The sequence below is a fragment of the Salinivibrio sp. PR919 genome, assembly GCF_001995355.1.
Classification (GTDB): domain Bacteria; phylum Pseudomonadota; class Gammaproteobacteria; order Enterobacterales; family Vibrionaceae; genus Salinivibrio; species Salinivibrio proteolyticus.
The window spans coordinates 1-9618 of the sequence record NZ_MUFL01000102.1; the positions used below are offsets into that span (position 1 = coordinate 1).

The 9618-nt window shown below is 50.9% G+C and carries 8 protein-coding genes; 3 read left to right on the top strand and 5 right to left on the bottom strand.

The features are described 5' to 3' along the window. Positions 1–1010 (bottom strand): serine hydroxymethyltransferase (locus BZG83_RS14735; protein WP_077481645.1); only part of this gene is annotated, 1010 nt, incomplete at its 3' end. Between the two features lie 28 nt (positions 1011–1038). Next, the gene (locus BZG83_RS14740) at positions 1039–2439 is read right to left on the bottom strand and encodes an L-serine ammonia-lyase (RefSeq protein WP_077481647.1); all 1401 of its coding nucleotides are present in this window, start codon (positions 2437–2439) and stop codon (positions 1039–1041) included. Between the two features lie 653 nt (positions 2440–3092). Here BZG83_RS14740 and BZG83_RS14745 point away from each other — a divergent pair. Both BZG83_RS14745 and gcvT read left to right on the top strand, forming a co-directional pair. Continuing rightward, positions 3093–3695 carry a helix-turn-helix domain-containing protein gene (locus BZG83_RS14745; protein ID WP_077481649.1) on the top strand — a complete coding sequence of 201 codons (603 nt, stop codon included), beginning with the start codon at positions 3093–3095 and terminating at the stop codon, positions 3693–3695. Positions 3696–3777: 82 nt separating this feature from the next. Further along, positions 3778–4893, top strand: coding sequence for a glycine cleavage system aminomethyltransferase GcvT (gcvT, locus tag BZG83_RS14750; protein WP_077481651.1), 1116 nt, complete (start codon positions 3778–3780; stop codon positions 4891–4893). Between the two features lie 70 nt (positions 4894–4963). Here the strand turns inward: gcvT and BZG83_RS14755 are convergent, their stop codons facing one another. Then, positions 4964–5311, bottom strand: coding sequence for a carboxymuconolactone decarboxylase family protein (locus BZG83_RS14755; protein WP_077481653.1), 348 nt, complete (start codon positions 5309–5311; stop codon positions 4964–4966). A 243-nt stretch (positions 5312–5554) separates the two neighbouring features. Here BZG83_RS14755 and BZG83_RS14760 point away from each other — a divergent pair, with 243 nt between their 5' ends. Continuing rightward, the gene (locus BZG83_RS14760; RefSeq protein WP_077481655.1) at positions 5555–7513 is read left to right on the top strand and encodes a methyl-accepting chemotaxis protein; all 1959 of its coding nucleotides are present in this window, start codon (positions 5555–5557) and stop codon (positions 7511–7513) included. An 83-nt stretch (positions 7514–7596) separates the two neighbouring features. Here the strand turns inward: BZG83_RS14760 and BZG83_RS14765 are convergent, their stop codons facing one another. Both BZG83_RS14765 and BZG83_RS14770 read right to left on the bottom strand, forming a co-directional pair. Then, on the bottom strand, positions 7597–8982 hold the full coding sequence (locus BZG83_RS14765; RefSeq protein ID WP_077481657.1) for a multicopper oxidase family protein: 1386 nt from the start codon (positions 8980–8982) through the stop codon (positions 7597–7599). Positions 8983–9131: 149 nt separating this feature from the next. Further along, positions 9132–9618, bottom strand: a 487-nt coding sequence (locus tag BZG83_RS14770; protein WP_131825101.1) for an EAL domain-containing protein, incomplete at its 5' end; no start/stop codon positions are given.

Genomic DNA, 9618 nt, shown 5'->3' on the forward strand with positions numbered 1-9618 from the left:
AAGCCTTTGGGGCGTAAATCAACTAGCATCAAGTGGGTATCGGTGCCGCCGGTAACAATGTCGCAGCCACGGGCCAGGAGCACTTCCGCGAGCGCTTTGGCGTTAGCAACCACTTGATCAATATACAGTTTAAACTCAGGCTCTAATGCCTCACCCAATGCAACGGCTTTGGCCGCAATCACGTGCATCAGCGGACCGCCTTGCAGACCGGGGAACACGGCCGAGTTGATCTTTTTATCGATGTCCTCGTGATTGGTGAGGATCATGCCACCGCGTGGGCCACGCAGGGTTTTATGCGTAGTGGTGGTAACCACATGCGCATGGGGCAGTGGCGAGGGATGGGCGCCCGTGGCCACTAGGCCAGCGATATGCGCCATATCAACCATCAGGTAGGCACCCACTTCATCGGCAATCGCGCGGAAACGGGCAAAATCAATCTGACGTGGGATCGCACTACCCCCGGCGATAATCATCTTGGGTTGATGCTCGCGAGCCAGCACCGCGACTTCATGGTAATCAATTTCTAGACTGTCTTTGCTCACGCCGTACTGCACAGCGTTAAACCATTTACCGGATAGCGCAGGGCGCGCGCCGTGAGTGAGGTGGCCGCCAGCATCGAGTGACATACCTAAAATGGTGTCACCGGGTTGCAGTAGCGCCAGCATCACGGCGCCGTTGGCTTGTGCGCCCGAATGCGGCTGCACATTGACATACTCGCAGTTAAACAGCTGTTTGGCACGGGCTTGAGCGATGGCTTCGACTTCGTCAACGTGCTCGCAGCCGCCATAATAGCGGCGGCCCGGATAACCTTCGGCGTATTTATTGGTTAAGCAGGTGCCTTGCGCTTGCATCACGGCTTGCGAAACGATGTTTTCTGACGCAATCAATTCGATTTGTTGCTGCTGGCGTTTATGTTCCGCGTTAATCGCGGCCATCACGGCACCGTCTGATTCAGACAAGTTGGTTGAGAAGAATTGCTCAAGTTCCACGTTTGGGTAGCTGGGTTTCATTGCTTCATCCTTGTTGACTGGCCATGGGTTAGCAGGCCACCACATTAATTGGGATCACATTGGTAGCAAGGCCGCCTTGCGAGGTTTCCTTGTACTTGCTCATCATGTCGAGCCCTGTTTCGTGCATGGTTTTTATCACGCTATCGAGTGACACATGGTGCTCACCATCACCGCCGAGAGCGAGGCGGGTTGCGTTAATCGCCTTCACGGCGCCCATAGTGTTGCGTTCGATGCAGGGCACCTGCACCAAGCCATTGATGGGATCGCAAGTGAGTCCTAGATTGTGTTCCATGCCAATCTCTGCAGCGTTTTCAATCTGCGCATTGGTGCCTCCCATCGCTGCAGCGAGCCCCGCTGCTGCCATGGAACAGGCTACTCCGATTTCTCCTTGGCAACCCACTTCGGCCGCAGAGATAGACGCATTGGTTTTATACAAGGAACCAATCGCGGCAGAAGTCGCTAAAAAGGTACGAATACCTTCTGGATTGTTGGGCGAGACAAACTTGTCGTAATACGCCAACACCGCTGGGATCACACCTGCTGCGCCATTGGTCGGCGCGGTAACCACTCGGCCACCGGCGGCATTTTCTTCGTTGACTGCCATGGCAAACAGATTGACCCAATCATTGCTGTCTGTCGGTAATCCATGCGCTTGTTTGTCATGAATGGCGTCGTACATCCCTTTAGCGCGTCGCTTAATATTTAAACCGCCGGGTAAGACGCCGCCTTGTTGAATACCGCGGTCGATGCACTCGCGCATCACTTGCCAAATATGATCGAGCCCTTGATTGACGGTATCCCGCGTCGCACTGGGGTCGGTATACTGAGCTTGGGCAATTTCATTGGTAAACATCAGCTCACTGATTGTCATGCCCGTTTTTTCGCATTGCTCAAGTAACTCTGCCGCACTTTTGAACGGATAGGGGGGCGTAAAGTCGGAGGCCAGCGCATCCGTTTCACCTTCTTCCACCACAAATCCACCGCCGACCGAAAAATAGGTTTTTCGTGCCAAGCATTTGTCTTTTTTGTCATAAACACTGACGGTCATGCCATTGGGATGGGCGGGTAACACCTGWTCGTAGTGAAACACCAAATCCGCATCCCAACTAAACGGGACATAATGACTACCAGCAAAGGGCAGTTCGCCGCCGTTTTTAACCATTTTGGTCATGGTTTCAATGTCGTCTGATTCGATGGTGGCGGGCATTTCGCCCATTAGCCCCATCACACACGCGACGTCCGTGGCGTGGCCCTTTCCGGTTAACGCTAAGGAGCCGTATAAATCGACGCTCACGCGATGAATCGCATCGAGCGAGAGTGTTTGGATCGCGAATTGTGAAAAGCGTGCGCAGGCCAACATTGGCCCAACGGTGTGCGAGCTGGAGGGTCCGACACCGACTTTAAACAGGTCAAACATGCTGTGACTCATGGCATGTCTCCTACACAGGTAAGGTACGTATTGTTGTTGGTAGATGTCTTTGTAGACACCTTGCATTGCTCACTCATCAGCAGTGCTACCTACAGTTTATATCCTTGCCACAGAACGCTACCTGAAACAGGTCGCTGCAAGCGGCGAGAGTGATAACAACCGGTACGCGCTGGTGATGATTTAAACATTTTGTTAACGTACCTAAGCCGTAACTTTTCCGCAAAATAAATTTCCAATAGGAAACCTATGTTGTGATCGCGATGACATAACGACCTCTGGCTATACGATCAACCTTGTTACGCAAACGTTTGCCTTTTTATCCTAAGCTGAGGTAAATTGCAAACAGCGTCGGGTTTCTCATCATCGTTTTTTGCATCGCAACGCCATGACTGCTTGTCATTTATGGACTTTTCCTTTTAAGCGTATTGGCGGCGATCCATTGATTCACGAAATTGAGGGGAACGAGGCGGTTGCACCTTGCCCAACAGGACAATATTTCCAATAGGAAACTTTTTTGTTAAAAGTGTTAACTATGCCGATGACGTTCGAGGGTGGGATGTGTCAGAATGCGGCGTTAATAGAGTTAACCATGTTAGCGCGGAGGCAGCCCAACGGTGTCAACAAACCATTTAACACAGGATGTGTATCCCTCAATGCAGGTAGAAAAAGCGCAAATGGATGATGAACAACGTGCGCCAATTGCGCCGTTGCGGTTGGGCCCACGATTAAAAGCGATTCGAGTGGGGTTAGGGCTGACGCTCGAAGAAGCAAGTCAACGCACGGGATTAGCGCGCTCGACCTTATCAAAGATAGAGAATGAGCAAATCTCCCCGACTTTCCAAGCGATGCAAAAACTCGCTCACGGCCTAGACATTGACGTGCCTCAGTTGTTTGCGCCACCCAAAAAACGGCAAGCAACAGGGCGCCGTGATATTACACGAGCCGGTCAGGGTAAGGCGCATCCAACCGGCACCTATGAACACGAGCTACTGGCAACGCAACTGAGCAACAAAAAGATGATGCCATTTAAGTCGCGTGTCCGTGCCCGCGCTTTTGAAGATTACAGTGACTGGATCCGTCACGATGGTGAAGAGTTTTTGCTGGTGTTGGAAGGCAGCATTCGCTTTTACTCTGAGTTTTATGAAGCGATCACCCTCAATGAGGGAGACAGTGTTTATTACGATGCCACGATGGGACATATGTTGGCATCGGTCAGCGAGGATGACGCACTCATCTTGTGGGTGACCGCATCTTAACGCAATGTCACGAAAACTGGCGACGCGCATCGTCGACTAGCATTACTTTTTATCGCCATTTAGGCAGAACATGGAGTGAACAATGGCAGAGTTACTAACGACCCCACTACACGCATTGCACATTGAGATGGGCGCAAAGATGGTCCCCTTTGCTGGCTATGATATGCCCGTCCAATATGCGCTCGGTGTTCGCAAAGAGCATCTCCATTGCCGCGAACACGCAGGTCTGTTTGATGTATCGCATATGGGGCAGGTTCGTCTCGACGGAAAGGATGCAGCCAAAGCGCTAGAAGCCTTAGTGCCTGTTGATGTCATTGATTTACCGGCAGGCAAACAACGTTATGGCGTGTTCACCAACGCACAAGGTGGAATTCTGGATGACCTCATGATTGCCAACCTAGGCGATCATCTCTTTCTGGTCGTTAACGCCGCCTGCAAAGCACAGGACATTCAGCATCTGCGCGATAACTTGAAAGGGGATGTGACCGTTGAGGTGCTTGATGATCGTGCGCTGTTGGCACTGCAAGGGCCAAAGGCTGCGCAAGTGCTGGCGACATTCAACCCGAAGGTTAATGACATGGTGTTCATGGACATTCAACCTGTTGAGATTAATGGCATTCATTGCGTGGTGAGTCGTTCCGGTTACACTGGCGAAGATGGGTTTGAGATTTCGGTGCCAGCGGAGCACGCAGAGTCCCTCGCCAAAGCGCTGCTTGCCAATGACGACGTGGAATGGATTGGCCTAGGTGCACGTGATTCACTGCGTTTGGAATGTGGTTTGTGCCTGTATGGTCATGATTTGGATACCACCACTACGCCAATCGAAGCGAGCCTTATTTGGGCAATCAGTAAAGTGCGTCGTGCGGAGGGTAAGCGCGCCGGTGGCTTCCCCGGTGAGGCGAAAATTCTCGAGCAGATTGCCACTAAAGCGGTCAGCCGTAAGCGAATTGGTCTCTTGGGCCAAAGTAAAGCGCCTGTGCGTGAAGGCAGCAAGCTGTTCGATGCCAACGATAACGAAATTGGTATCGTGACCAGTGGTACCTTTGGTCCCACTAAAGGCATGCCCGTTGCAATGGCGTATGTGTCACCGGAATTTACCGCGGAGGGCACGGAGGTGTTTGCTGAAGTACGTGGTAAAAAGCTGCCCATGACCGTCGAGAAAATGCCCTTTGTACCGCAGCGGTATTATCGCGGCTAACTAGGGCGATGGAGAATAAAAAGCGCAGCGTCAAGCAGCTGCGCTTTTTTATGGGCAGTGAGCAATAAGGTTACGCGTTGCTAAGCTGCTCAACCGCCTCTAGGGCTTGCGCACCATAAATCAACGACGGGCCGCCGCCCATTAAAATGGCAACGTTGATTGCCTCTACACATTCTTGCTTGGTCGCACCGTGCTTTAATGCGGCGGCAACATGTGCGCCGATACAGCCATCGCAACGCGCGGCAATACCAATCCCCAATGCAATCAACTCTTTGGTTTTTACATCAAGGTCGCCTTCTGCCATTGCAGCGCGATGAAGCTGACCAAATGCCGCCAGGGTCTCACTGCTGTTTGCTTTAAATTGTTTATTTAACGCCAATTGTTGCTCATTGATTTCTTGATAGTTTTTCTTGGTCATCGTCTCACCTTTTATTTTAGCTTTGACTAATATATTTGCTTTGTGTGTAGGATGCAATCCGTGTCCATGATTTATAATTTATTGCCTAGAAATCTTTCTCATCCTGTTGGTTTCGATTTGCCAGCGCCGTTAAATCCGCTTTTTTATGGCTGCCTGAAAATGCCTGTTCTAGTCTCAATAAGTCACTATTGATAGTTGACATACTAATACTGAACGGTAGGTAGTCACTGACGGGGGTCAGTTATGAGTATTAAAAAACGTATTTTAGCCATTGTGTTGACAGGGGTGGTATTGCCGACACTGATTATTAGTGTCGTCGCCTTGTATCAGTTCCGAACAAGTACCCTAATTAGCTACGAGCAAAGCTCTTATAAGGAAATGCAGCACATTGGGAATGCGTTTAAGTTCTACCTACAAGGCCTGTCTGCTAACGCGAAAATGTTAGCCAATAGCCAAGCCCTGCAAGAGCTCGATGGCAGTGTCGCCAAATACATGGGCCCGGCAAAGMAAATGACATCGCCTCAGAATAGCCCGGTCGAAGCTCGTGCGTTTAAATTGTTGGATGCAATGGGTAATTCGCGTGATGATTTCGCCTATGTCTTTCTCGGTTTAAGCGATGGGGGCTACATTCAGTGGCCGCAAGGGGAGTCTGGCAACTACGATCCTCGGCAGCGCCCTTGGTTTAAGACGGGGTTAGGGAGTGGTAATAACCCTGTGCGCGTACCGGCATACCAAGATATTACATCGGGCGCACCTTTACTGGATTATGTGATGGAGTTTCCTGCGCAAGACGGCCTGACTGGGGTGGTGGGTGTTGATGTTACCTTGGAGGCATTGACCAATATGCTTGGCGAGGTCACGCTCGGCCAGTCAGGTTACATTGTGCTGGTGGAAGATACCGGCACCGTCTTGGCCGATCCCAATAACCCAGATAACAACTTTGAATCTGTGGATGGCGTGAATAGCGTCTACAGCGGTCAATCGCTAAGCCGTTCGCTCAAGGCGGTGTCATTTGACGGTGAGTCTTATTTTGTTAACCAGTATCAAGCGCCCGATAGCGGCTGGCGTTTAATTGGTATTGTGCCGCAGCAAGAAGTGTTAGGGCAGGTGAATCAACTGCAAACCGTAATTATCTCGATTGGTGTACTTTTAGTGGTGATTTTCGGGGTGCTGGGCTTCTTTATGGTTAACCGAATCTCTGCCTCGATTGTTGCGGTGAGTGATGGGCTCAGTGATGCGGCAAGCGGTGAAGGTGACTTAACCAAACGTTTGCCGGTAACCAGCAAAGATGAGCTAGGCACGACCGCCACTGCCTTTAACCAGTTCGTGGATGTGATCCAAGAGCTGATTATTGGCATTAAAGATCGCTCGCTAAAGCTCACATCTCATGCCGATCACACCACCCAGTTTGCTGAGCAGCTGGATGGCGCAAGTCACCAGCAGCGCTCAGGGCTCGAGCAGATTGCGACCGCGTTCCATCAAATGGTCGCGACGGCCAATGAGGTATCGCAAAACTGTAATCAGACGGCCGATTCGGCGCAGCAATGCCAATCAGAAGTTGATCGCGGCATGGCCTTGATGAATAACACGCGCGCAGCAGTGCAAGAAATGGCGACCACGCTCAACGAAGCGGATAGCGCCATGGCTGAGCTTACTAAAGAAAACGACAATATCACCGCCATGCTGGACACCATTCGTGGCATTGCCGAGCAAACCAACCTATTGGCGTTGAATGCGGCGATTGAATCGGCACGTGCGGGGGAGCATGGCCGAGGCTTTGCCGTGGTGGCGGATGAGGTTCGGGTGCTGTCGCAAAAGACCACCAAATCGACCGAAGAAATTGACGAGTTGTTACAAGCCTTGACTCAACGGACTAGCCAGCTGTCAGAAAAGCTACAGGGCAGTGTGGAACACTCGCAGACGACCACCGAGGCAACTGAAGAGGCCCTGAGTGTATTTAGTACCATTCAAGAATTGGTGGGACAGATCCATGATATGGCCGCGCAAATCGCCACCGCAACAGAAGAGCAGCACTCGGTGTCGGAAGACATTAATCAGAATGTGACCAACGTATTGGATGGTGCGAATAGTGCTGCTGAAACCGCGGAGCAAACTAACGCAACGGCGGCCGAGTTACGTATGGTGGCGACTGAACTCTCAGAGTTGGTAAACCGATTCAAAACCGACAAACCCAGCACATAACGGCGCTATCTTTAAACAGGAGCGCCAAAGATGAACGGCGAGCAGGTAGGCTCGCCGTTTTATTGTGCACGTGATGTTTATCGCTACACCACTTCAACAAATCCCATTAGACCGGTTTTCATGTGCTCAATGACATGACAATGGTACATCCATCGGCCAGGGTTATCGGCCACAAAGGCTGCCTTGGCGTGGCCATTTTTACCCAATAGCACGGTATCGGTATGGAAAGGTGTCACGGGTTTACCGTCCATTTCCAGCACGGTAAAGGTATGACCATGTAAATGGATTGGATGGTGGTACTGAGTGACATTCTTTAAATCGAAAATATAGGTTTTGCCCCGTTCGAGCGTTGCGATCGGATCGGGAATATTGCCTTTGCTCATTCCCTCCCATGCGCGTTTATTCATCAGCCAAAATTCGTGCTTCCCTTTTCCTTGTTTATCGGCGGGTGTGATTGCGCCGGCCCATTCAAAGACAAAGTGTCGCGTTTCCGCATTCGCCAAGTCAGGAGTGGCCACTGGATTAAGTGGCAGGGCGGGCAAAGGTTTTTCGACCAAGGTGGATGGCGTTGTGGTAAAGCTAGCCAGTAGGAAAGGAAAACGGCCTTTCATGTACATGATCTCAACATTGGCTCCGGCTTTGGGGGCGATCAAACCAATATCGAGTCGCATACCGGGCGCGATCTTGTGCTCTTCGAGTCGTCGAGGGGTTGCGATCGGATTGCCGTCAATGGCAATAATCCACGCGTCCGCACCACGGACTTGAATGGGATAAGTCAGGGTATTATCGACGTTGGCTAATCGTAGGCGAGTGGTGGCATTTTCTTGTAGTTCATACTTAGGTTGATGAACTCCGTTTACCGTGCCCCATTCACCCGGCGTTCCCATTCGGGCGCTGTAACGAGGAATGGCGAGATCTTTCCATTGCCCTTGGGGGTCGAGGTGCCAATGTTTGAGCATGAGTACATGCTCTTCGTCAAACGCGACCGGTGACGCTTCTTCCACCACAATGGTGCCCACCAAGCCTTTGCCCAATTGCACCACAGAGTTCATGTGAGGGTGATACCAAAAGGTGCCAGCGTCAGGCGGTGTAAAGCGATAAGTAAAGGTTTCGCCCGGCTGAATAGGGGGTTGGGATAAAAAGGGTACACCGTCCATTTCAATCGGAATGCGGAGTCCATGCCAATGAATGGTGGTGGGTTCATTAAGGTTATTGGTAAAGTGAATCGTCACGGGCTCGCCCTGACGGCAGCGAATCGTGGGCGCGGGGATCTTGCCGTTAAATGCCAATACATCCGTTTGATGGCCGGGCACTAAAGATGCTGTGCTTGGCTCAGCGCTTAAGTGATATTCCCACATGCCATTATCTCGTGATGCGGATACCAGCGAACAAGCAGGAAGGGCGGACAACGCAGCGAAAGCAGCGGAAGATTGGAGAAAGCGACGTCGAGTGAGGCCATGCACTGGCATGCCTTGGTCACGGCAAGTCATAAGAATACCTTTCGAATCAAATAATCGACTTACTATACCGTGAACGCGTCAAAGTGAGAAAGATTATCAATTGACCCTGTGAGGCAGTTAAAATAAGCCAGCAACAGACTGCTGGCTCGATAGTCGGATTATTGACGGTGAAAAATGTCGAGGCCAGGTGCTTGATTTATGGCGGGTAATGCTTCGAATTCAGGCTTGGCAATATAATACCCTTGGAAGAAGTCGATGCCTAAATCGTGCAAGCAGCGTAATTCTTTCTCAGTTTCTATCCCCTCGGCAATAATTTGACGCCCTAGCTCCTCACACATTGCCACACTGTGGCGCACAATCGCCTGTTTCACCGGGTCAGTATCAATATCTCTCACCAGCGCCATATCGATTTTAATAATATTAGTATCAATATTAGCCAGCGCCGTTAGGCCAGAGTAACCGGCGCCAAAATCATCAATGGCGGTAATAAAGCCTTGCGAGCGGTAATAGCGAATAATGCGTTGAATATGACCATAATCAAGCACTTCTTCCCCTTCGGTAAACTCAAACAAGATGCGATCGAGCGGAAACTGGTGTTCGCGCGCGGCTTTAAGGGTGGTTTGAATACAACGTTCGGGCTCGTAA